Raw genomic sequence first — 24070 nt, 5'->3', positions numbered from 1 at the left:
TGGGCCTCTGGCCAAGGCCTTCGAGTCCGCCACTTGCTAGCCAGAGTGCTAGTCGACGTCGAGGCCGACGAGAAACGGCGGGCGTCGATAGCGCGCCCGAATGCCGAAGAGAACCCGCCGACCAGCGCCGACGTCGCCACACATGCGCGCGAGGCTGGGAGAGCCCAATACTCGCTTGGCCGGGCCTTAAGAATCACGCGGTATGCGATGGGCTCACAGGCATGCTCGGCCGAGGCTGAGCGTATGACCATCGCCGCCGGACCGGTCGCGCCCTACCCCGCGCAACGCATAAGTGCTGACGGGCATCCAGGTATTCATTACGAAAGCTTCCGAGACTACGTGCAGGCTTTGCAGGCCATCGGTGAAGTGCAGCAGATCGACGAACCGATCCACTGGAATCTGGAAATGGGCGCAATTATCCGCCGCTCCACGGAGATGAAAGCCGCTGCTCCTCTCTTCAACCATGTAATCGGTGCCGACGCGGGTCTGCGGGCGATGGGCGCCCCTGCAGCAACAAGCCGGCAACCGGGGTTGTACCTGGCGCGTCTGGCGATGATGATGGGCCGCGATCCGCGCGCGACCGCCCTGGAACTTGTCGAGGCCTATGTCGAGGCCAAGTCGCAGCCGGTTCTCTCGCCGGTTTCAGTCCCGCCGGATTCCGCTCCGTGCAAGCGCAACGCAATGCTCGGTGACGACATCGATCTGATGCGCCTGCCGGTGCCGTACATCCACGATGGCGATGGCGGACGCTACATCCAAACCGCCGGCATCAACATCGTGCGATCGCCAGACCGCACTTGGACTAACTGGTCGGTCAACCGCGCCATGCTCGTGGACAAGAACCATCTCACCGGTCTGGTGATACCTGAGCAACACATCGGCATGGTGCACGGCATGTGGAAACAGCAAGGCAAACCGACCCCGTGGGCGTTAGCACTGGGCGTGCCGCCCGCGGCGATGATTGCCGCTGGCGCGCCGATGCCCGCCTACGTCAGCGAGCACGACTTCGCCAGCCAACTCACCGGCGCAGCGATGCAGATGGTCGCCTGCGAGACGGTTGACCTCGAGGTGCCGGCGTCAGCTGAAATCGTGCTGGAGGGGCTGATCTCCGACTCCGAAATGGCAATGGAAGGGCCCCTGGGCGAGTACGGGGGGTACACGATCGGTGAACCCAAGCCATGGCCGCTGTTCACCGTTACCGCTGTGACCTATCGCGATCGAGCGATCCTGCCGGTGATTGCCCCCGGCCGCCCCGTCGAGGACGTACATACGATATGGGGATTGGGCATATCGGGTGAAACGCTGCACCTGTGCCGTGAAGCCGGATTACCGGTTACAGCCTGCTGGACACCGCTGGAGTCGGCGACACATTGGATGGTCGTCACCGTTCCAGACAGTTGGCATGACCAAACCGGGCTTCCCGTAGACGAATTCCTGCATCGGCTCGGCCAAACCATCTTCGCTTCCCATCCTGGCTGGCAGTTCCCGAAGATCTTGGTGATTGGTGACGACATCGACCCAAGCGACCTCGGTCAAGTCGTGTGGGCGTTCGCGACGCGGTGTCACCCGGGTAGCGGCGAAATCCTTTTCTCGATGACGAAGCTGGGGGAGTGGGTGGCTTATCTTGATTCGTCCGAGAAATACACTGGCCGTGGCGGCCAGGCGTTGTACAACTGCCTGATGCGTAGCCAATCGTTTGGGCGGCCACTGCCGGAAGTCGCCTCCTTCACGACCTCTTATCCCAGAGCTCTGCAGGACAAAATCCTTGCGAACTGGGCGAGTTACGGATACCCGCCCGACTGACACTCCCCGCATGGAGGAAGGTACATGGGACGCCTTATTGTCGGAATCACCGGCGCCACCGGGATAGTTTATGGAGCACGTCTACTTGAGGTGCTCCAAGCATCCCTGGTTGAGACGCACTTGGTGGTCAGCCGGGCGGCGGATATGACACGGGCGCATGAAACCTGCTACTCCGCACGCGATCTGCGCGACAAAGCCGATGTGACTTACACCATCGGAGATGTCGGAGCCGCCATTTCCAGCGGATCTTTCCCCACACTGGGCATGATCGTCGCGCCCTGCTCCATGCGCACTCTCGCCGAGATCGCTACGGGAACCACTACCACACTGTTGACGCGCGCGGCCGATGTGTGCCTCAAAGAGCGCCGCCGCCTTACATTGCTAGTACGCGAAACCCCGCTCACCACAATACATCTGCGCAACATGCTCGCCGCGACCGAAGCAGGGGCGATCATTTTTCCACCTGTGCCGGCGTTCTACGACAATCCCCGAACTATTGATGACATCGTCGACCACACGATTGCGCGTGTTCTTGACCTGTACAACATCGACACCGGTCTCATCCGTCGATGGGGCGCACCACCGCCCGATGCGATCGTCGGCACCGATGCACCGTATGTCAGCGCCTCGGAGACCCTGTGAAAACCGTGTTCCTACCGCAACGATTCGGTGGTGCCCGGCAGCTTCGCCGCCGGGCACCACGAAACGTAACCAGGAGCCATCACCCGAGCGGTGCATACGGTGTAAGAACTTTTGCGCCCCGGGCTGTCCACACTCAACCAGGTTGCGGTCCGAGACGCAGCTATTGCGAAAGAGTTCTGCGGCAGCTGTTTAGACGGTACGACCAACCCAACAAGGTCGCACTGACAAGTCCCCGTCGAGCAGCCCAACTGATCTGGCCATGCCGCTTTAAGCCGTGGTTATGCGCGCTGAGCGGATAAAACATCGTGGTCCGATTTTCGGCTTGGACAGCCACAGCCACCCACCAGTGGTTGACTCGGTCATGCTTGGGATCGACCCCGCGATTCGCAGGGAACGACACAGTAATTCCACGGACACTATGTGACATACAGGCGCGACGAAGGAGCTATCAATGGACTTAGGATTGGCCTCCCATACCGCGCTTGTGTGCGCGTCGACATCAGGTCTCGGCCTGGCCACCGCCCGGGCTCTTGCGGCCAATGATGCCACCGTCGTCGTCACCGGCCGCTCGGCCGGACGCGCCGAACAAGTAGCGGCCATGCTTCCCAAGGCAGTCGGCCTCGGCGCAGACCTAGTGGCCGACGGCGGCGCGCATGCGTTAATCGCTGCGGCAAACGATCGCGTAGGCGACATCGACATTTTGGTGCTCAACGGGCCCGGGCCGGAGCCAGGTCGCGCCACCGACATCGACCTTGAGGACATCGACTCCGCGGTAGACGCGTTGGTCAAGCCCCACGTGCTGCTCGTGCGGACGGTGCTGCCCGCGATGCGGGCGCAAAAGTGGGGACGCATCCTCAGTATCAGTTCGACCAGCATCGAGGCCCCGCTGCCCAATCTGGCATTGTCAAACCTAGGGCGCGCGGCACTCGCCGGCTTCTTGAAGACCCTCGCGACCGAGGTTGCATCGCAAGGAATTACAGTGAATTCCCTACTGCCCGGTCGGATCGCCACACCGCGGTCCCGACGAATCGATGAAGCAGCGGCCGCGAATGCCAGCGTCCCGATCGAAGAGATCGAAAAGGCTTCAGCAAGCCAAATCCCCGCTGGACGCTACGGTGAACCCGATGAGTTCGGCAGTGTCGCCGCGTTCTTATGCGGCACTCCCGCGTCGTACCTCACCGGCACAGCCATCCGTTGCGACGGGGGGCTAGTCCCCACGCTGTAACACCGCCAAATCACCACGCCGGCAGGGCTACTTGTTTCTCCTCTATTAGTCGGGTCACCTAACAGCGCAATCATGCAAGCTGCACGACGACGACGCCATTTCTCGGGACCGCACCTTCCTGGCGGCCCACAACGCCGACCCGCCGGTCTATCGCGCACCGGGTCCTGCGGGCGTTGGGCGCATTATGCTGCGGATGGTGAGAGCAGGCCCGCCGGGCGCGGGCACTCACGGTGCCGCTCTTGGTGGCCCCTGGCGCCAACGACCGGCTGGTTGCCGTCGTCGCCGGATCGACTGCGTCGGATCGGCCCACGTCGAGTCGACGATCAATCCCGGCTGTACCACAAGGACTTCAACGAGCCCGAACGCGATCAGGTACTGGTCGACGTGGCCTGGCGGGTCAAGGCACGGCTATCGTGCCGACACACTGCGCAAACCCCAACAGTTCAACGCCTGACGAATGTGCGCGAGAGCCGGTAACCCGCGTTACTGCTTGTGAGGCTGAGTTCCCTAAATTTCGCTCGCGATCCGATGGCGCTACGGCCCTCACGAGCCTCATTCTTGGCCAGAGGAGCCTAACCCCGGTTAATCGCAGAACTGACCGGACCTAACGGACGTGATGGCGAAGTGTGTGATGGTGCTGTACTTCGGATCCGCTGACGGGGTTCCCCCGCCGTTATGAATAGGAAGTGCTGCCTCACTTGTAGGAGTTGAAACCGATGCCGGCGTCCTTCTCGAGAGGGTGCAGACGATAACCGGAGCCGGTGCGCCGGGTTACTCAAGCTGATGGTCTCCGGCCTTCTGATTGAGTTGTGCCAGTGCGCTCCAGATATGACACGTGCCGTGTGAGTAGATTTCGACGATATTACCGAAGGGGTCTTCGCAATAACATACGAAAAAGCCGATGCCTGGCGCGAATTCCCAGACGGCGCTGCGTTGCTTGCCACCGCTCGCAGCGATCCGTCGCGCCAAGCCTTCAACGTCGGGGTCGACCACGCAGAAGTGAAACGTACCAGTCTTATGGAGATAGAACTGTTGGTTCTCGTCGCTGCCCCGCCTATCTGGCTTGGGTTCGGAGAACTCGAATAACTCCAGACCGACGCCGTTACCGGCGTCCATCATCGCGATCTTGCCGGTCACCACATGCGGCCCCAGCATATCGGCGACCAACCCACCGAAATGGCCTTCGCCAGCGGTGTACTCCTGCGGCTCATGCAGGACTTGGAAGCCAAGGACGCGTTGATACCAGTCGATTGCCTGCTCGGCATTCGTGACTGTCACACCAACGTGCGTGATCGTGCGCGGCTGCTCCGAGGTAGACATCTGACTCATTGCCGACTCCTCCATGAATCATTTGTTTAGGCAGTGGATCTCGGCTTTGTGTCGACTTCTCCGTTGGCCCACCTGCCGACGCACTTAGGCTGACATGTCGGTCCAAGCCACGCCCATCGCACGACATGCCATATTTAGCGATACGACGACGACCAGCAGCGTGCAGCCTAATGGCCCTGGTATTAGGCTAAATGGCCTCGGAACACCAACTTACTGCCAGGTGCACCCAATCATTCGGCCTCCCAGCACCGATCAGACACCTCCATCGCCGTCTGGTCTGCTGGGAAGCGTCGATCCGCTAGTTTTTAGCTGAACAAACGAATCGGCGCTTCGGCTGGGGTGGTACACACAGGTCGAACCAGCTGTCGTATTGGGCCAGTCGAGCCTTGTGCAGGTGACCGCCAAGAAAAAGACGCTTACTAGCAGCACCCCGATGGAGATGAGGCTGGCAACCAGCAGCTTCCGCACACCGCCGGCCCGGCTCACGAAACCGGCTTCGTTCCATGGGCCGGGCTCCCTACTGGCACTGGTCCCCCTCGCGAAAAGAATGGATGCCGAGGGCAAAGTTCGTTCTGGAGGCGAGCTATTGGTGATCCCATCGATCGCAACGTCGGTTAGGTGTCTTTCCTTAAGTCTCATCGACATACTCCCTAATCCAGTACTGACGGCCTCCCTGGTGGTCACCCTGACGTCCGCGGGGGTGACGACCGTCTGTCTGTGTAAACGCATCAACTAGGCGCACTACGTGCGACACGCTCTCACCGACGATGTGTCTCTGCACACGTCAGTGGCTTGGACACCTGTAACGCGTCGCTTGGGCCCGAGCGCTGCCTCCTCCGTGGCCGCGATTGGGTCCAGGCGAGTCCCGACCTTGCGCATGAACCATGCCGGGCGCCGAACTTGCCAGTTGTGTGGCGAACCGGTGAGCGCGACTACTCCACACAGCTTGGCCACCGAATGATTCTGCGGCATAGCAGAACTCGTGCGACGTGGTGCGCGACGGCAACTGTCAGACCGCCGTGGCTCGTCCTGAACCTATCGCTCATAGACCAGACGGCCGGCCTATTCGAACCTCTTCGGACACCGACGCGAGTGAGCGATAAGGGTGGCTCGTGCGGACTGCAGTCCAAGCCCGGCGTGCGGGGCTGAGTTACGAGACCCGAACTGCCACAGCAGTAGTCAACCTGCATTGTTTATGCGCGCCTGGCTGATACGGATTCCTACCGCGTATGCGTCGATGCGCAGACCGGCCAGACAGCTGCGTGTGGTGGCTTGTCGATCCACAGTCACGTCCATTCCGTGAGTTCTATGAATCAGACTACGGTCGCTCTGCTGACGTCGCGGTCTGGATTTCGACGCCAACCTTTCTGCGGTCACAACCAGGCATAGCCACTCGGTGACTGTGGATGGATAACAGCCAGCAAAAACGGGCAAAAAATCCTCGACGCACTGTTCCGTCGTCGGCCAGATGTTGCGGTAAGGGCAGTAGGGCACTGGACCAAGAGAACACTTCTGGGGTGTCAAACGGGGTCGGGTGAGCGGCCAGCCACGCTGTGTTGCACGGCGCATTGGTCGCAGGAGATCCGTTGTGTAGCAGGCGCTGATCGCTTCGGGTGGTCACCTGAACGACTACCGCCCTCCTAAGAGAGGACGCCCGCGTTGCCCACCCTTCCCAGCCTTGTGTTTTGCGTCACTTTCGAAAACGGAATGACCCAGAAGCGCTCACGTACGGCGTTTTTGGTCGTAGTGAACCTCTCGTGGCAGAGGGAAGCCGAGCTGGGGAGACCGCGTGGAGCGCTGTCTGCTGACGCTCGTAACCCCAGTCAGATAGGAGCTTTTCCGTTGGAGCCGGTACACGCTTTCCGCGACGACGCCCTGGGCGAACATGACGGAGTCGCTCTCGCTGAGGCGTTGAGAAAATACCAAGTGTCGGTGCAAGAAGTTGTTGAGGCCGCGATAACACGCACCGAAGCGGTAAACCCCATCCTCAACGGCCTTGCCTACGCAGCCTTCGACCATGCGCGTGCCAAGGTGAAGGCCGCCAGCATCCGTGCAGGGTTCTTCAGCGGTGTGCCCAGCTTCCTCAAAGACTGCGAAACCGTGGCAGGGATGCCAGCAATGGCCGGGACCGACGCCTGGGACCCCCGACCCGCCGTGAAGAACGGGGAATTCGTCCGTTCGTACCTGCGCACCGGAATGGTGCCGCTGGGCTTAACACGTATGTCGGAGTTCGGGTTGAACGCGGCAACCGAGCACCCACGGCTGGGCGCAGTGCGTAACCCCTGGAATCCGAATTACACATCCGGCGGATCATCGTCAGGGTCTGGGGCGTTTGTCGCGGCTGGAGTAGTGCCGATCGCCCAAGCCAACGACGCCGGTGGATCAATCCGAATTCCCGCTTCCTGCAACGGGTTGGTCGGTTTGAAGCCGTCGCGGGGCCGTTTGCCGATGGACTTGGCGATGCGCTGGCTACCGATCAGGATCATCGAAAACGGTGTCTTGACGCGCTCGGTACGGGATACAGCGGCATTTTATCGTGAGACGGAGCGGCTTGGGCGCAACCGCCGGCTGCCTCCTATCGGTGATGTGCGCGCGCCAGGTAAGGCCCGTTTGCGGATCGCTATGCGGACGCGCTCGGCTGCGGGCGCGTGTGATCCCGAAATAACCGAGTTGACGCTCAAGACCGCAACTCTGCTCGAAGAACTCGGACATCGCGTCGACCATTCCGATGAGGCCGTTGAGCCGCCGTCCTTCCCCGGTGACTACCTGTTGTACTCGTCGAGTTGCACCTATCTGGTGATGGCGCTTTCACGAATGAGCCGCCACATGGGGGGCCCTGCCGTCGATTTGGGCAAATTCGACAACCTGACGCTGGGGTTGGCGCGCAACGGCCAGTGCAACCTACAGCGGCTACCGCCAGCAGTCGCGCGGTTGACCGGTATGGGCCGAAAACGCGCTGAGTTCCACCGCACCTACGACGTTGAATTGACCCCGACGCTCGCGCACGAAACCCCGCGAATCGGTCACCTAGACCCAACGGCAGGCTTCGAGCAGATCATCGACCGGCTTACCAACTGGATAGGTTTTACCCCCCAGCACAATATCTCCGGGCAGCCTGCGATCTCACTGCCCTTGGCGCAGTCCGTAAACGGCATGCCAGTAGGGATGATGCTGGCCGCTCCCATCGGCCAGGAAGCTCGGCTGCTAGAGCTAGCCTACGAGCTTGAAGAAGCACAACCATGGCGACAGATCCAGCGGCCCCCGTTCAGAAAATCGTAGGTGCCCACGCCGATGGTCGTTGCCCGATGCCCACTGTTATTTACCTCCGCCGGGCCCTGAAAACGCCTGCGCGCGAAACGTTCCGGCAAGAAAGAGAGCAACAAAGTTGACCCAGCAACTACACGGCCAGGGCTCGCGTGCCGGAGCATCCGCGACTGGCGGCAAACCGGGAAGGACGGCAGCACCTGACCTCACCGCGGCCGGCACGTGGCAAAGCCGATTAGCCCCAGTCGACTATCTGATGCTTCGGAATGACGCCAATCCCTGGTTCCGCGCCGGATTCATGGCCGTGGAAATCCTTGACACCACACCCGACTGGGACCGCGTCCGGGCCCACGCCGAAGCGGTTTCCCGACAAGTATTGCGCCTGCGCCAAAAGGTGGTTGCACCGCTATTGCCGATAGCCTCGCCGCGATGGGGCCTCGACCCCGATTTCAACCTGGACTTCCACGTGCGGCGAATCCGCGTTCCAGAACCCGGCACATTGCGCGAATTATTCGATGTGGCTGAGGTGATGCTGCAGTCACCGATGGACGTAGCGCGACCGTTGTGGACCGCGACACTAGTTGAGGGCCTCGCCGATGGAAGGGCCGCCGTCCTGTTGCACCTCAGTCATGCGCTCGCCGACGGTATCGGCAGCGCCCAGATGTCCGCTCAGATCTACGACCAAGAGAGAAACCCGCCATCCGAGCCGAGAACGCAGCAACCCGGTCTCAACGATCCTTCTGCGAACTCCTTCGCAGCGGCCGGGATTGACCAGCGGATCGATGGGGCCCACGGCAACATCGTGCCGGCACTGTCGGTCCCCGGTCTGGCAATGAGTGAACCGGCACGTATTCTCGGTTACGTCCGCTCGGCCGCGAGAGTGCTTGCGCAACCTGCAAAACCATCGCCGTTGCTCCGGCACCGCAGCCTTTCGATCCGCAGTGAAGCACTGGATATCAAACTGGTTGATTTGCGCAATGCGGCGAGTGCCGCGGGCGGCTCAATCAACGATGCATACTTGGCCGGCCTGTGCGGTGCTTTGTCGCGCTACCACGCGGCTCTCGGGGAGCCGACGGCCCACATACCCATGGTCGTGCCGATGAACTTGCGCACCGGATCCGAGCCTGCTGGCGGCAACCGGTTTACCAGCGTCGCCCTCGCGGGTCCACTCGGTATAGACGAACCAGTCGAACGCATCCAAAAAATCCGTGCGCAATTGACCCAGCGCCGCCAAGAGCCGGCCAAAGGATTGATCAATTCCCTTGCACCAGTGCTGAGTAGGTTGCCGAAGCCGATTTTGGCGCTGATGATGCACCGAGCGGCCGCCGCCTCCGACGTACTAGCTAGCAATGTCCCGCTTCACCCCCATGACACCTACATCGCAGGTGCAAAGGTACTTCGGCAGTACGGACTCGCCCCATTGAACGGCATGGCCATAGAAACCGTACTGTTGTCCAACGACGGCATGTGTACCGTCACCGCGCGCTATGACCGGGCCGCCATTCAGCACGAGAAGCTATTTGCTTCGTGCCTGCTAGACGGGTTCAACGAAATTTTGGCCCTTGCAGGTCGGCCGTCACCGCGTGCGGTGCACGTGTCCAACTGCTCCGAGCGTTAGGGTCGCCAGTCTAGAACCACTCCGGGTACCCCGGTAGCGAGGCGACGTGACGGTGTTTCGCCCGGCTGCTGAGCCTACTGACGGGCTGGCCGGCCATGTCATCGCTCATTGGTCGCCTGGGACTGGAACGGTCCGATCTGGCGGTCAACGACACCAGCGGCGTGGTGGCTCGATCTTGGCTGCGCATTCGGGGAGAAGCTCTGCACGTTACCATGACGAATGCGACGGCGAGGGCAACACATCGCCACTACTCTTTAAACAAGTCATGGTGATAACGGCCTCGGGCTGCCACCCAAAGTCGGTCCCTTATGTCGCGGCTCGAGATGGGCGCGTACGACAAGTGTGTAGCGACCGGGCCAGCACCGGACCGCCGCCCAACGAGATCGATGCCAAACCGGCTCATCGGCACACCAGACCCCTCGCGTCCGCTCGCCCGCGTCCTTTGGGCCTCTCAACCGACGACCTCACTGCCGTCAGGGTCAGGCCTTCCAGTCTGACACCGCGACGGGGCCGGCCCACGGCGTTGGAAGCAGCCCTAGTAGGCGATCTGGTCGGAGCCGGCGTGTTCTCGGGAATGGCGAGGTGGAGCTTTGAGTTCAGAAAACTGCTATGTCGATTGGCCGACGGCGCGTCGACCCCGGACACGCACCTCTTTGTCCCGAGGGGGTGTTATGCGCTGGACTCGATGGCCGCTGTATCAGCGGGCAGCACATGGACAAGCTCAGCGCGCGAGCGTATGGCGAGCTTGGCGAAGACCTTGCGGAGGTGGTACTGGACGGTGCGCGAGCTGATGAAAAGTCGTGTCCCTATTTCTGGGTTCGAAAGCCCATCGCGTGCCAGCGATGCCACTTGCAGTTCCTGCGGCGTCAGGTCAAGGCGGGCCTCGAGCGTGCGTTTGCGGGCCGTTTCACCGGTGGCCCGCAGCTCGCGACGTGCGCGGTCGGCAAAGCCGGTGGCTCCCATGGAAGCGAACATCTCGTCGGCGAGGCGCAACTGGATACGGGCATCGACGCGCCTATTTTGGCGGCGCAGCCATTCGCCGTACATCAGATGTCCGCGGGCGCGTTCGACACCGACGGGTGTGCGGCCGAGGTGTTCCAGGGACTCGCGGTGTAGGTGGTCGGCGAAGTCGCCTTCGCTCAACAGGGCCCCTATGCGAGCCTCGAGACCGAGGGCCCACGGTGTTGGCGTTACCGGCGTGCGTTCAGCCATCCAGTCACGGGCCGCGCTGAGCAGAGAGACATCATTGGTCCGCGACGCCGCGTCTGCGACTTCTGGGATCACCAGGGCTCCGAATCCGACATGGTCACTGGTGAAAAGATGCTGGGCGGCCTCGCGCGCCGAGACAAGCTGCCCCAGACCATTATTGAGCACCGCACGGGCGTAGACGGCGAAGTCGACGACCCTGCCAAGCCCGGCCGCAGACGCAGACATTAATGTGGCCTGGATCAATTCCTCCGCCGTGTCCTGCTGCCCACGCCAGGCCGCAAGAAGCATTTCGAGGAAACGAAGGGGTGGGTTGCCTGTCGCGTCGGCGATTAGGTGATCCTCGTTGATCATTGCTGCTGCCTTGCCGAATTCACCGCGCAGCACATAAGTCCAGGCCAGGTAATTCAGCGCGAATTGTAGGTGGACGGGTGCGCCGGCCAACCGGGCCAACTGCGTCTCACGCAACGCCACGGCATGCCAGCTGTCGGCATCCCACACCTCGGCGGCAAGCGCAGCGCTGGCCTTCAATCGCGAAATCGGCAGCCACGCATGGAGATGCTCGGCATCGGCGTCCACGGCCAGCAGCAGCTGGATTGAACGCGCCAGCAGCGGCACCGCGGCGGCATAGCTGTCGGTATAGCGAACTGCAAGCCCGTCGAGGACCACGTCGATCGCCCGCGGGGGCTGCGGGGCCGGCGGTCCAACACGCGCAGCGGTGGCGGCCTCCCGGATGCCGCCTGGGCCGTTGAGATCTCCGAGCAACATCGCCGCATCCAATGCTTGTACGCGTACATCGCGGGCCGTTTCGCCGCTGAGCGGTTCGAACTGTTGGGCGGCAGCGTGCAGCAAGCGAGCCGCGTCTTGAACGCGCAGCTGATCGAATGCGATCTGCCCACGCAAACACTGCACCTCGGCGCTCTGCCTTGCGTTTAATGGTCCGGCATCGACGGCGACCAATAGGCCCAGTGAGGCGTCGAGGGCACCGGCATCGCGTTTGGCCTTCGCCGCGGCCAGCATCCGCGCCGCACGCTGAGCCGGCGTCGGCGTCAATGTTGCGGCGCGCTCCAAAAAAGCTGCTGCAGCGGCAAATCCGCCTCGAGCCAACGCCCTGTCGGCAGATGTTTCGAGTTCGGAGGCGACGGCCTCGTCAGGGCCGGGCGCCCCTTGCGCGCGATGCCATGCCCGTCGGTCCGGATCCACCCGGGGATCGGTCGCGTCAGCCAGCGCCCTGTGCGCCTCTTGCTTTTCGGTTAGCGTCGCCATGCGGTAGGCCGCTGACCGAACCAGCGGATGACGAAACTGCACCCGGGGCCCAAAGTCGATTAGCCCCGCTTCGATCGCGGGTATCGCCGTCTCAAAGCTGAGCCCGAGCCGGTCGGCGGCCACCCAGAGCAACGAGGGATCACCCACCGGATCGGTCGCCGCCAGCAGGAGCAATTGGCGGGTCGCAGGCGGTAACGCCTCGAGGCGTCGCTGGAAGCTCTCCTCAAGACGCCCTGAAAGCGGCATCGCGGCGGGCAGCGCAAAACCCCCGGCCAGCTCGGCGGGGGTGACACCGCGCGGCAACTCCAGCAACCCTAACGGATTCCCACGTGCTTCTGCCACGATCTGATCGCAAACCCGCGGATCAAGGGGCGCGGTCAGCGCGGCGTCGAGCAGTATGCGGGAATCGTTGTTGTCCAGACCCTTGACCTCTAGTTCGGGCAACCCCGAAAGCTCGGTGCTTGTGGCTCGACCCGCGAAAATCAGACCGACCGACTCCGCGCCCAAGCGCCGCGCAACGAACGCCAGCACCTGTGCCGATGCACGATCAAGCCACTGCTCATCATCGATGAGGCAGAGCAGGGGCCGGTCATCAGAGGCCTCCGACAGCAACGTCAACGTTGCGAGGGCAAGGAAAAATCGATCAGGGGCAGGTCCTGAACGCAGACCGAAAGCCGTACCGAGTGCGTCGCGCTGCGGCGCGGGAAGGTGTTCGAGCCGGCCCAACACTGGTCCGAGCAATTGATGAAGTCCGGCAAACGCCAACTCCATCTCGGCTTGCACGCCGGTCGCGCGCAGCACATGGCAGTCCGCGGCGTGGCTAACAACCAATTCCAGCAATGCGCTTTTGCCCACGCCCGCCTCGCCGCGCAGCAGGAGCGTGCGGCTTTGCCCTGACTTGACATCAGCCAACAGGTCATCGAGAGCACGCGTTTCGGTGCGCCGACCGATCAACCCAATCTCGCGCATTGCCATTAGGAGGCTAGAGCTATCACAGAGCGAGACTACACGGCGACTGGCTTGCTACCCGCCCGTCGGGGAGATGGTGGGGTGAAACAACCCGTTCGAGCTGGGCTCGTGAGCTGATTTCGAGCTTGCTGAACACTTTGGTCAGGTGACATGCGACGGTCTTAGCGCTGGCAAACAATCGCGCACCGTCTCAGCGTTCGACAGACCATCGCGAGCAAAGCCGGCGACTTGGGCCTGCTCCAACGTTGATCGACGCAGCGACCAGCGCCCGCTCGGCTCGCTGTGCCGGACTAAGCGTCAAGGTTGCTGCCCGCGCAGTAAACGCCGCGGCGGCTGACAGGCCGCCACGTGTACGCGTGGGCTGGCGGCGCAACGCTCCGGTTCGGAGCCCTCGACACCGATGCCCAGCCGCAATGCCGTCGGCACAGCAGTGCCGGATCACCCAGCGGCTCGACCGCCGCAGTCGTCAGCACTTTCCGGGTCTGGTCTGGAACGGCCGCCAATTCGGGCAGAAGCCCTTCTTCCATGGCCATCAAAAGTCGCGTAGCCGAGAACGGCAAACCCGCCAGCGAGCTTTTGGTAACTAGCCGCGACGATATGCTACGAGGCATTCGCAGCAATCGCAGAGTCGGTAGCAGCTTTAATGCGCATCCGGATGTATTTGGCCTGGTCGCAACCCGCCCGCACTCCGATGCGTCGGCTGCAGTTGCGGAACGCACCCTGATGTCCACGAATGGGACACCCGGTAAAGCTGGCGTATCCGGGTTATGGCATCCGAGCGGCAGTGGATAGCGATCTCGAGGAGTGTGATGCGCTGTGTGTGCGGGTACACGGCCATGACCGCGCGGGGGAACTCAAAGACGCCGTTGCTGAGTCGGCGGCCCGGGTCGTCGAACGTCACGGCCGGATCACTGGCTACACCACGGGAATTGGATTTTTCACGCACTCCGTCGCCGAAACTAATGACGATCTCATTGCGCTGATATCGGCAGCCGAGGCGTTTCCTGGACCAGGCTTCTTGGTGCCGGCGCGCAACTGCGAACTGCTGCGCTGGTGCTTTCGCCAGCAGTTGCGCGTTGTGTACCTGCTGAACCTGATGACAAAAGGCCTATATCAAGACCCAAGAGGCGCTTACCTTCCTTCGATCGGATACTGACCGACGCGTTGTTTCAGCCGTGCTCAGCAGGGCCACAACCGATCATGTTTCCAAACACACTGTGGGATATTGCGTTACAGCGGTCCTGTTAGGCCGGTTGCCACCTGGGCAGCCGCCCTTATTGTGGCGATTTCGAACCCCGCCTCATCGGCCAGCTCGGCGCTCAGAAAGGCTGCTTCTGCTGTCCGCCCTATAAGCCGACCGGTCGCGACATAGCAGCAAGCCGTCGCCGGCCGCATGATCACCAACTCCATCTGCGTTGTCGCGCAAGGATAACCAGTTACTAGGTAACCGCAGTGGATGGCGGTCTGATCCAACATCTCAGCAATTAACCCCGACCTGATTGGGTTATGATTTATGGCATTCCGGCCCGGCTGATACGACATACGCAACCATCGCTCGCTGCTACTGCCCTCGAGGAACTGCGCGTTCAAAGCCGAAAGTTCGGATGTCAGGTGCTGATTGGCATATTCAACCCAATCCGCGTCGGTGAGCACCCGTCCTTGGCCGGTCAATACTCGTAGGTGTCGGCGCCGCACAGCTGTCACCGTCCGGCGGTCGTCCGGTTAAAGGTTGGCTCGGTCAAGCGACGCCAGCCATGACAGATTGCCACGCCGGTGATGTGGCGACGCTCACCCATCACCAATGTCGGCCCCCTGCCGATGCCTCCCCTTATGCTTCTGAAGCACCGGGGTGCCCCCGGCTTGGCAGCGGCGCCGATGCATCCGGTGTGACCGTCCAGCGTCGCTGCAGACCGCCCGTGACTTGCATATCGCTGCCATTCCCTTCATCTCCTGTCATGCGGATCTCCCTGGGGCAGCTAACGCGTTGCGAAGCCAGGGACCAGCGCAACCCGCTGCGGCCAGTTCGGTCGCTTCAAGCCTCGCCAAAAGCCTTCTCTGCCGACGTATCGGCAACGGTGTTGATGCCCACGAAACATCACCTCGACTGCCCCGGAAGCGCTAAACCTTCTTGCTGGAAGAACGCAAGGTCAAAACTCGCCTGATGCACTGATTCCGCACCATCGCTGTGATCTTGCCCACGACAGCAGCAGGCACCGCTTGCATTCGCCGGAGCCGCGCAGCGCGTAGACAATGGTGTGCTCGGTGAACATGCCGACACATTGGGGCCTAGGGGCGCTCAAACGTACTGTCGCCCAGCGCCTCACGATGCGAAGTGGCTATGGCGCCGTACGACGCTGCGAGACGCCGGACGGCCAGCTAAACCCGCGGCGGGGAAACCAGCTTACGGGCGGCAAGCTCGGCGAAAGTTCGAGGAACACCCGCTGGCTGTCACTGCAGTCTGCAAAGCCCGCCTGTCGCAACTCGATGGTCGACGACACGTTGTCTCAGTGCTGTGGAAGCGAAGTCGGCGAAATCCCACACCGCCAGCTCACTGAACGGGCGAGCATCCCCGCCATTCCGATCACCTCGCGAAGCGAGGCGGTGAGGAAAGGTCGGTGACCTACGCGCTGGATCACTGTGGCCACGGCCGCTCCGGCGGCAAACGAGTCGTGGTGCGGGATATCTCTGAGTACACAGGCGACCGTCGCCACATCGGTCGGCATCGCCCGAAGGGAGCATCCTGGCCTGAAGTGCATAGTGCTCGGTCACAGCATGGGTGACGCAATAGTTTTCGCCTATGGCGCAGAGGCTCCGGACAACGACGACCTCATGGTGTTGTCGGCTCCGGACGTGGCAGTTCAGGCTCTGATACCGCCCTTGCCGGCGTAGGTCGCCAAAGGATTCAGCGCTATCCTGCCCGGACCGCCCTTACTGCAAATCGACGACGAGGCCATTTCTCGGGACCCCGTCGTAGTGGCCGCCCACAACGCCGACCCGCTGGTTTATCGGGGAGGGGTTCCTGCGGGCGTTGGGCGTGTGCTGCTACGGGTTGGTGAGACCATGCCTGGCCAAGCCCCGGCACTGACGGCGCCGCTCTTAGTCGTCCATGGCTCCGACGACAGGCTGGTCGCCGTCAACGACAGTCGTCGCCTGATCAAGTGTGTGATCGGCCGACGTCGAGTCGAAGGTTTACCCCGGCGGTATCACGAGGTCTTCAACGAGCCGGAACACGATCAGGTACTCGACGACGTGGTCCATTGGATAAAGGCACGACTGTAGTCCCGTACGTAAACCCAACAGCCCAACGCTAGAACGAATGTACGCGATAGCGGGCGCGGCCTGCGTACTGATCGCGATGGTGAGCCTTAGATATCCCTCGGTGTGCGATGGCGCTACGGCCGACACGGGCTGCAATCTTGGCGAGAGGACTCCGCCCCTCTGCTAATTGCAGGACTGACCCCATCTAAGGAGGACATGATGGCGAAGTGTGTGATGGTGCTGTACCCCGATCCGTTGACGGGCTACCCGCCGAAGTATGCGCGCGACAGTATTCCGGTGATCAAGAGTTATCCCGATGGTAGTGCCTTGCCGAGTCCGTCGAACATCGATTTCACACCCGGCGAGATGCTTGGATGTGTCTCAGGTGCGTTGGGACTGCGGAAATATTTCGAGGAGGGTGGCCATCAGCTGGTGGTGACGTCGGATAAGGACGGCCCGGACTCGGAGTTCGAGCGGGAACTTCCCGACGCCGACATTGTGATCTCGCAACCATTTTGGCCGGCTTATATCACCAAGGAGCGTTTCGCCAAGGCGCCGAAGCTCAAGCTGGCTCTGACCGCCGGGATCGGGTCTGATCATGTAGATCTCGATGAGGCGAGGGCTAGGGGAGTGACGGTCGCCGAAGAAACCTACAGCAACAGCATCAGTGTCGCTGAACACGCAGTGATGCAGATCCTGGCGTTGGTCCGCAATTTCGTTCCCTCCCATCGATGGGCCGCCGAAGGCGGGTGGAACATCGCCGACTGCGTTGCACGTGCCTACGACGTCGAGGGCATGGACGTCGGAGTGATTGCGGCCGGCCGGATCGGGCGGGCAGTTCTGGAGCGGATGAAGCCATTCGGAGTTAACTTGCACTATTTCGACGTTCATCGGTTGCCGCCAGAGGTCGAGAGGGGGCTCAACGTCACCTATCATCCCGACGTCGAATCCCTGGCTGCTGCAGTGGATGTGGTGTCAATTCACTCGCCACTGATTGCGCAGACGCACGGCATGTTTAATGAGCGGCTGCTGAACAAAATGCGGCGCGGCTCTTACATCGTCAACACCGCTCGCGCCGAGGAAACCGACCAGAAAGCCATTGTGGCGGCACTGGAGAGCGGTCAACTCGCCGGCTACGCCGGAGACGTATGGTTCCCCCAACCCCCACCAGCGGACCACCCTTGGCGCACCATGCCCAACAACGCGATGACCCCCCATGTTTCGGGCACTTCTCTGTCCGCCCAGGCACGCTATGCGGCCGGCACCCGCGAAATCCTGGAAGACTGGTTCGCTGGCAGGCCCATCCGCTCGGAGTACCTGATCGTCGAAGGCGGACAATTCGCGGGCACGGGGGCAGCGTCCTACGCGCAATAGGTTCGCGCAGCCGGAACAATCGGCGGGGCGGCCATACAAGCTGCCCCGCCGACTCAATCGCAAGGGGTTCTCGCCAGCGCACCGACCATATTGGGCGCCAACCACAGTAACGACAATCGCCATTCAGGAGTCGGTGCAATGAACGATAACTTCACGACGACAGATGCGGGTGCTCCAGCGCCTAGTGACGAGCGGTCGCTGACGCTTGGCCCGGACGGTCCGATCCTGTTGCAGGATCACTATCTGATTGAGTTGATGGCCAATTTCAACCGAGAGCGTGTGCCAGAACGACAGCCACATGCCAAGGGAACCGGAGCTTTCGGCCGCTTCGAGGTGACTAATGATCTGAGTGCCTATACTCGCGCGGCGGTATTCCAACCGGGCGCTGTCACCGAGACGTTCGTCCGGCTCGCCGGCAATGCCGGCGAGCGCGGCAGTGCTGATACCCTGCGCGACACACGAGGCTTTGCGGTGAAGTTCTATACCGCCGAAGGCAATCTGGACATCGTCGGTAACAACGTGCCGATCTTCTTCGTTCGGGATCCGATCAAGTTTCCTAACCTGATCCGCGCGGCCAAGCGCCGCGCAGACAACGACTTGCACGATCACAACATGCTGTGGGACTTCTGGACGCTTTCGCCGGAATCTGCTCATCTGGTGACGTTCGTGATGGGCGATCGCGGGATCCCCAAAACGTTTCGGCACATGAACGGCTATGGCCTACATGCGTTTAGTTGGGTCAACAACGCCGGAGAGATCTTTTGGGTGAAGTATCACTTCAAGACTGATCAGGGTATTCAGTGCTTGACTCAACAAGAAGCCGACTATCTGGCTGGCACTGATCCCGATTGCAACATGCGCGATCTGTATGAGGCGATCAAACGTGGCGATTATCCGAGTTGGTCACTGAAGGTTCAGATCATGCCTTTTGAGGACGCTAAGACCTACCGGTTCAACCCCTTTGACGTGACCAAAGTATGGCCCCACACCGACTACCCACTCATCGATGTGGGCAGATTGACCCTAGATCACAACGTCACTGACCACCACACCCAGGTGGAGCAGGCAGCGTTTGCGCCCAGCAATCTAGTGCCTGGCACAGGTTTAAGCCCAGACCGCCTTCTGTTGGGCCGCGGCTTTGCCTATGCCGATGCCCATCGCACCCGCATCGGCGTCAACCATAATCAGATCCCAGTCAACGCCCCCAAAGTTGCGGTCCGCAGTTACTCGAAAGACGGGCGCATGCGATTCGTTAACGCCTCGGATCCGGTGTATGCCCCCAATTCTGTGGGCGGCCCGCAGGCCGATCCGTACCGAGCGTCCGAGGTGCGCTGGTCTGCCGACGGGAAGATGGTCCGGGCTGCCTACACGCTGCGTCCGGACGATGACGATTGGAGTCAGGCCGGGACACTGGTCCGTCAGGTGATGGACGATGCACAGCGGGAACGATTGGTGCATAACATCGTTGCCCACGTGTCCGATGGTGTGAAAGAGCCGGTGCAGTCGCGCATCTTCGAGTACTGGCGCAACATCGACCCTGATATCGGCAAGAAGGTGGAAGAAGGCGTCTGCAACCAAACCAGCCATTAGATATTTGTCGACCTGGATCGGACAGGAAATACCAACAATGACTCCAGCGCTACAGAACACAAAGACATCGATCGTCATCGTCGGCAGCGGATTCGTCGGTTTCGGCTGCGCCCGCCGGCTGGCGCGCCGGCTACGGAAGCTCAAAGGAGCCAACATTGAGCTGACTGTCGTTTCAGCAGTCGATTACATGCTCTACACCCCGCTGCTTGCCGACGTAGTTGGCGGACTGGCCGACGCACGGGCGGCGATGATCCCGCTAGCCGGGATGCTCGACGGGGTGCGCCAGATACGCGGCCACGTCGATGGCGTCGACTTCGAGGAACGCACCATTTGTTATACCGATCTTGAGCAACGCCGCTGCGCGCTGTCGTGGGATCGGCTTGTACTGGCGCCAGGTTCGGTCAGCAGGCTCTTCGACATCCCCGGGCTGGCGACTTACGCCCGGGGGTTCAAAACCACCGCCGAAGTGCTTTACCTTCGTGACCACCTCCTCGAACAACTGGAGCTAGCCAACCTCGAGCATGATCCCAACGCCGCACAAGCGCGGCGCACGATCGTGGTGGTCGGCGCATCTGCCACCGGCACCGTGCTTGCCACGACGGTTCGTGCCGTGGCCGATGCCGCTGCCCACCAACTCGGGTTCGACCCGGCCGAAGTGAAAATCCTGCTTCTTGACATCGCCAAAAAAGTGATGCCCGAACTGGGCGACAAACTTAGCGCCGCCGCGACCCAAGTGCTAGAAAGCCGTGGGATTGAGCTGCGCTTAGGTACAACACTCAAAGAAGTCGATGCCGATCACGTCGTGTTGAGCGATGGCGCACGAGTCGGCGCACACACCGTCGTGTGGGTAGCGGGAGTGACCGCCGCCCCCCTCATACAGCAGCTCGGTCTCCCAACCGAACGAGGCCGGCTGACTGTGCAAGCCGATCTGGAGGTACCTGGACACTCTGATGTGTTCGCCGCAGGTGATGCCGCCGCCGTACCCGACTTGACTCAGCCGGGCAACATCGCAGCGCCGACCGCGCAGCATGCGACCCGTCAAGCCAAGGTGCTCGCTGACAACGTTCTGGCCAGCCTTGGATACGGCACCAAGAAGAATTACGAACACCACGACATGGGAATGGTGTCGGATCTCGGCCCAGGGCAGGCGGTCGCCAATCCCTTCAACATTCACTTGACCGGCCGTCCGGCAAAATTAATCACCCGTGTCCAGCGCCTCAGCTCAATCCCGCGGAACTTCAATCGGCTGCAAGCGGCCTTCGCCTATACCGCCGGCGCGGCATTTCCGAGAACTCTTGTCTCGCTTGGGCTGTCTTCGCAAAATAATGCCGAGTTCTCGACCAGCGAAGGCATCCCGCTGCCTAAACCCAGCTGAACGGCCTCACCGAAGAGTGTGGTCGAGACACAGCAAGCACCTTGTTGTCCAGTCTATTTCACTTCTTGGGTGGGACCGACATAGAGGCCGTTCAGTGCGAGGCCGCCGTCAATGCCGATGTCCTGCGCAGTGATGTAGCCGGACTCTTCGCGGACGAGGAAGGCGACCAGGTCGGCGACTTCTTCAGGGCGACCGAAGCGGCCGCTGGGGATTGCCGCTCGGATTCGGTCCTGATCCCCCTGAGGTAGCGCCAGTACCGGTGGTGTCGCTGTCACACCCGGTAATACGCAATTTGTCGTGATTCCGAACGAACAGTTCTCGATCGCTATGGTGCGAATCATCCCGTGCAAGCCGGCTTTGGATGCGGAATAAGCAACCTTTCCGATAGTCCCCAGCTGGGCCGCCAGACTGGAGATCGCGACGATACGACCAAAGCGGCGTTCTCGCATGCCGGTAAGGCAGGCCTGGATAACGCGAAACGCCCCAGTGAGGTTCACGTCGATATCGCTTGACCACTCTGCCGACGACATCGTGTGCGCTGAGGCGAAGGTGCCGACCACCGCGGCGACGGAGACGCATATGTCGATGTCGGCTGCCGCTTCGGGAGGGACCGGTTCAGTCGACAGATTCATGACCACGTCGGCGGGGCCGGTTAGGTCCATCGTGCGCACCACGAAGCCTTCGCCACGCAGCCGTTCACACACTGCTGAACCGATGCCGCCGTTGGCGCCCGTCACCAGCGCTGTCCGTGTCATTGACTCTCCCACTCAATGTTCGTTGTTGTTCGGCGGGCATGCGATGCACGACCATTCCAATCCCTTCAAATGCTGTTTGAAATCCACTGCAAGCGGCCATGCTTCGCAATACAACCGAGCTGTCCATCCATGACACTCGACGGATCGTAAGCGTCCGCAGTTGATCGCACGGGCAAGCCGCTCAGACCAGCCGGCTGATATCTGTGATGGTCTGTGAGACCAGCATTATTGAGGCGATTCGGTGTTTCCGCGTCGTCATCGAGGTCCGCAGCCAAAACGGCATTTTTCATCAGTTTCAGGACCCGGCCGGTAGCGACATACGACTTTGCATTTCCGGCCCGCAGGATCGTTATCGTCATGCTCAGCGTCGGGCAAGGACAACCGGCCACCAACACGCAGCAATGCGTGGCCGTCTGATCCGGCATCTCAGCGATAGACCCACCGCTGAGCTGGGTGGATTTGAATGCACTGGGCCCGGTTCGTACGACATGCGCAACAATTGCTCCGGGTGGGAACCCTCGACGAACTTTGCGTTCAGGGCTGAAAGCTTCGCTGTCAAATACCGGTTGGCGCGTCGCACCCATTCAACATCAGTCGGCGCCCTTCCGGGCTCACTAAATAGGCCGACATATCCGTCGGCAGCCATGACTATCACTCCTTGGTCTCCAATTCGCCTGGTTGCACGTCTTGCGGGGGGATCGTGCTCGCGGCTAAGCGAAGTTTTCGATCAGCTTCGCGTTGAAGGCCGGAATGTCGTCGGGCATGCGGCTGGTGATCAGGTTCCCATCGACAATGACTTCCTCATCGACATAGTGCGCTCCGGCGTTCTTCAAATCGGTTGCGAGAGAAGGCCAGGAGGTAAGTGTTCGCCCACGCACAACGTCCGCCTCGATCAGCAACCACGGCGCATGGCATATCGCGCCGACATGTTTTTGTTGGTCAAAGAAGCGCCGGACGAAGCTGACCGCACTTTGGTTCAGGCGCAACGTGTCTGGGTTTCCCACACCCCCGGGGAGAACCAGGGCGTCATAATCCGCTGGGTCCGCCTGATCGATGATGCGGTCGACCGCGAAGGTGTCCGCCTTGTCATAGTGGTTGAACAGTTGAATCTCGCCGGGTTTGATCGATATCAACTCCGTGTGCGCGCCGGCTTCCTTGAGCGCCTCCCACGGCCCAATCAGCTCCGGCCGCTCCACCATATCGGTCGCAAGGAAGGCAATCCTCTTGCCCTGCAGCTCCGTACCCATCTCTATGCCCCTTCCAACATCACAACGTCGTGTCAACTCGTTGATCGGTTCGCGGTCAACCTCATTCGACTCTCACTACAGTGACGATATGTCGCGCCAGAAATCGATTCCGCTCTCCGTGGCGTACCGATCGATCTCATCGAGTTCATCAGCGCTGAACTCGGTTTGGTTCAGAGCGTCCAACGAATCGTCGAGCTGGGCGACGGTACGGGCACCGATGAGAGCGGAGGTGACTCGTGGATCGCGGAGCACCCAGGCAATCGCCATCTGTGCCAACGACTGTGAACGGCGTTTGGCGATATCAGCCAGCCCCCTCACCTTGGTCAGGTTCTCCTCGGAAAGGAAGTCGCGGCTGAACGTGACACCGGAGCCCGCCCTGCCTGAGGACCCGTCACCGTTGATGTACTTACTTGTCAGCATTCCCTGTGCCAAAGGCGAGAAGCCGATGCAGCCGATACCGAGCTCCCCGAGGGCGTCTAACAGCCCATCTTCGATGTGGCGGTTGAGCATTGAGTAGGATGGCTGGTGGACAAGCAGTGGTACGCCTTCGAGCTGAAGCAGTTCGTGGGCCTTGCGGGTGCGTTCGGGGCTGTAGGAGGACACCCCGACGTAGAGGGCCTTGCCCTGTTTGACCAGCTGCGCCAAGGTGGCCATGGTCTCCTCCATGGGCACCTCCGGCCACGGCCGGTGCACGTAAAAGATATCGACGTAGTCAACACCGAGTCGCTTCAAACTCTGGTCAAGCGAGGCCACCAGATGCTTTCTCGATGCGCCGATACCGTACGGACCCGGCCACATCTCATAGCCAGCCTTGGTAGAAATTACCAGTTCGTCGCGCACGCTGCGAAAATCCTGGGCAAGAATCCTGCCCAGATTCTCTTCGGCACTGCCGTTGGGTGGCCCATACATGTTGGCGCAGTCAAAATGGGTCACTCCACGGTCGAACGCCCGCCGGATCACGCCGCGAAATGTCTCGAAAACATTGACGCCGCCAAAGTTCAGCCATGTCCCAAGTGAGATCGGCGGCAGTGTCAGCCCGCTACGGCCGCACTGCCGATATGCGACACCGTCATAGCGATTCTCGTTGACCACATAACTCATTGGATAGTGCCTCCATCCCTCGCGTCTATCGGCTGACAGACCTCTGAT

Annotated in this window: 17 protein-coding genes and 2 pseudogenes; 11 read left to right on the top strand and 8 right to left on the bottom strand. The window is 61.3% G+C overall.

The genetic code is table 11. The features are described from left to right. Positions 1 to 243: 243 nt before the first annotated feature. The 3 genes from A5624_RS00620 (at position 244) to A5624_RS00610 (ending at position 3670) form a co-directional block, all read left to right on the top strand. The gene (locus A5624_RS00620; protein WP_197507956.1) at positions 244 to 1803 is read left to right on the top strand and encodes a UbiD family decarboxylase; all 1560 of its coding nucleotides are present in this window, start codon (positions 244 to 246) and stop codon (positions 1801 to 1803) included. 24 nt (positions 1804 to 1827) lie between these two features. Further along, on the top strand, positions 1828 to 2445 hold the full coding sequence (locus A5624_RS00615) for a UbiX family flavin prenyltransferase (RefSeq protein ID WP_066859867.1): 618 nt from the start codon (positions 1828 to 1830) through the stop codon (positions 2443 to 2445). A 451-nt stretch (positions 2446 to 2896) separates the two neighbouring features. Next, complete coding sequence (locus tag A5624_RS00610) at positions 2897 to 3670, top strand: SDR family oxidoreductase (RefSeq protein WP_066859864.1); 774 nt, start codon at positions 2897 to 2899, stop codon at positions 3668 to 3670. 771 nt (positions 3671 to 4441) lie between these two features. On the opposite strand, the gene A5624_RS00605 is transcribed toward A5624_RS00610, so the two are convergent. Continuing rightward, positions 4442 to 4999 (bottom strand): VOC family protein, encoded by a 558-nt coding sequence (locus A5624_RS00605; RefSeq protein ID WP_197507955.1) that lies wholly within the window; start codon positions 4997 to 4999, stop codon positions 4442 to 4444. Positions 5000 to 6841: 1842 nt separating this feature from the next. Here A5624_RS00605 and A5624_RS00600 point away from each other — a divergent pair. Continuing rightward, the gene (locus A5624_RS00600) at positions 6842 to 8278 is read left to right on the top strand and encodes an amidase (protein ID WP_066859955.1); all 1437 of its coding nucleotides are present in this window, start codon (positions 6842 to 6844) and stop codon (positions 8276 to 8278) included. Between the two features lie 220 nt (positions 8279 to 8498). Beyond that, positions 8499 to 9881, top strand: a pseudogene (locus tag A5624_RS00595) (wax ester/triacylglycerol synthase family O-acyltransferase); the annotation flags it as partial. 669 nt (positions 9882 to 10550) lie between these two features. On the opposite strand, the gene A5624_RS00590 reads toward A5624_RS00595, so the two are convergent. Together A5624_RS00590 and A5624_RS27020 are read right to left on the bottom strand one after the other, a co-directional pair. Then, on the bottom strand, positions 10551 to 13322 hold the full coding sequence (locus tag A5624_RS00590) for a LuxR family transcriptional regulator (protein WP_232002168.1): 2772 nt from the start codon (positions 13320 to 13322) through the stop codon (positions 10551 to 10553). 22 nt (positions 13323 to 13344) lie between these two features. After that, positions 13345 to 13500, bottom strand: coding sequence for a LuxR C-terminal-related transcriptional regulator (locus A5624_RS27020; RefSeq protein WP_082990448.1), 156 nt, complete (start codon positions 13498 to 13500; stop codon positions 13345 to 13347). Positions 13501 to 14055: 555 nt separating this feature from the next. On the opposite strand from A5624_RS27020, the gene A5624_RS27880 reads away from it, so the two are divergent. Next, positions 14056 to 14478 (top strand): hypothetical protein, encoded by a 423-nt coding sequence (locus A5624_RS27880; RefSeq protein WP_156748700.1) that lies wholly within the window; start codon positions 14056 to 14058, stop codon positions 14476 to 14478. A 74-nt stretch (positions 14479 to 14552) separates the two neighbouring features. Here A5624_RS27880 and A5624_RS00585 read toward each other — a convergent pair whose 3' ends face one another. Beyond that, complete coding sequence (locus tag A5624_RS00585) at positions 14553 to 14975, bottom strand: hypothetical protein (protein WP_066859857.1); 423 nt, start codon at positions 14973 to 14975, stop codon at positions 14553 to 14555. A 962-nt stretch (positions 14976 to 15937) separates the two neighbouring features. On the opposite strand from A5624_RS00585, the gene A5624_RS29380 reads away from it, so the two are divergent. From A5624_RS29380 to A5624_RS00565, 5 genes and pseudogenes are all read left to right on the top strand, one after another. Continuing rightward, positions 15938 to 16102, top strand: a complete 165-nt coding sequence (locus tag A5624_RS29380; protein ID WP_369827424.1) for a hypothetical protein — start codon at positions 15938 to 15940, stop codon at positions 16100 to 16102. Further along, positions 16095 to 16601, top strand: a pseudogene (locus A5624_RS00580) (serine aminopeptidase domain-containing protein). Before A5624_RS29380 ends, A5624_RS00580 begins: the two are co-directional and overlap by 8 nt. A 198-nt stretch (positions 16602 to 16799) precedes the next feature. Further along, positions 16800 to 17954 carry an NAD-dependent formate dehydrogenase gene (locus tag A5624_RS00575; protein WP_066859953.1) on the top strand — a complete coding sequence of 385 codons (1155 nt, stop codon included), beginning with the start codon at positions 16800 to 16802 and terminating at the stop codon, positions 17952 to 17954. A 138-nt stretch (positions 17955 to 18092) separates the two neighbouring features. Beyond that, the gene (locus tag A5624_RS00570) at positions 18093 to 19544 is read left to right on the top strand and encodes a catalase (protein ID WP_066859855.1); all 1452 of its coding nucleotides are present in this window, start codon (positions 18093 to 18095) and stop codon (positions 19542 to 19544) included. A gap of 37 nt (positions 19545 to 19581) precedes the next feature. Beyond that, positions 19582 to 20919, top strand: a complete 1338-nt coding sequence (locus tag A5624_RS00565) for an NAD(P)/FAD-dependent oxidoreductase (RefSeq protein ID WP_066859853.1) — start codon at positions 19582 to 19584, stop codon at positions 20917 to 20919. Between the two features lie 53 nt (positions 20920 to 20972). Here A5624_RS00565 and A5624_RS00560 read toward each other — a convergent pair whose 3' ends face one another. The 4 genes from A5624_RS00560 to A5624_RS00550 all read right to left on the bottom strand — a co-directional run bounded on the left by A5624_RS00560 (position 20973) and on the right by A5624_RS00550 (position 24022). After that, positions 20973 to 21674, bottom strand: a complete 702-nt coding sequence (locus A5624_RS00560) for an SDR family oxidoreductase (RefSeq protein ID WP_066859850.1) — start codon at positions 21672 to 21674, stop codon at positions 20973 to 20975. A gap of 65 nt (positions 21675 to 21739) precedes the next feature. Continuing rightward, a complete protein-coding gene (locus A5624_RS27875) occupies positions 21740 to 22258 on the bottom strand; it encodes a hypothetical protein (RefSeq protein WP_156748699.1) in 519 nt (172 codons plus the stop codon). 126 nt (positions 22259 to 22384) lie between these two features. Further along, positions 22385 to 22921 (bottom strand): type 1 glutamine amidotransferase domain-containing protein, encoded by a 537-nt coding sequence (locus A5624_RS00555; RefSeq protein WP_066859847.1) that lies wholly within the window; start codon positions 22919 to 22921, stop codon positions 22385 to 22387. Positions 22922 to 22996: 75 nt separating this feature from the next. Continuing rightward, positions 22997 to 24022 (bottom strand): aldo/keto reductase, encoded by a 1026-nt coding sequence (locus tag A5624_RS00550; protein ID WP_066859844.1) that lies wholly within the window; start codon positions 24020 to 24022, stop codon positions 22997 to 22999. Between the last annotated feature and the right edge of the window lie 48 nt (positions 24023 to 24070).

It is taken from the genome of Mycobacterium sp. 1482292.6, assembly GCF_001672995.1.
Taxonomy (GTDB): Bacteria; Actinomycetota; Actinomycetes; order Mycobacteriales; family Mycobacteriaceae; genus Mycobacterium; species Mycobacterium europaeum_A.
The sequence above is the reverse complement of the archived record's forward strand: the minus strand, read 5'-3'. Positions and strand labels throughout refer to the sequence as shown.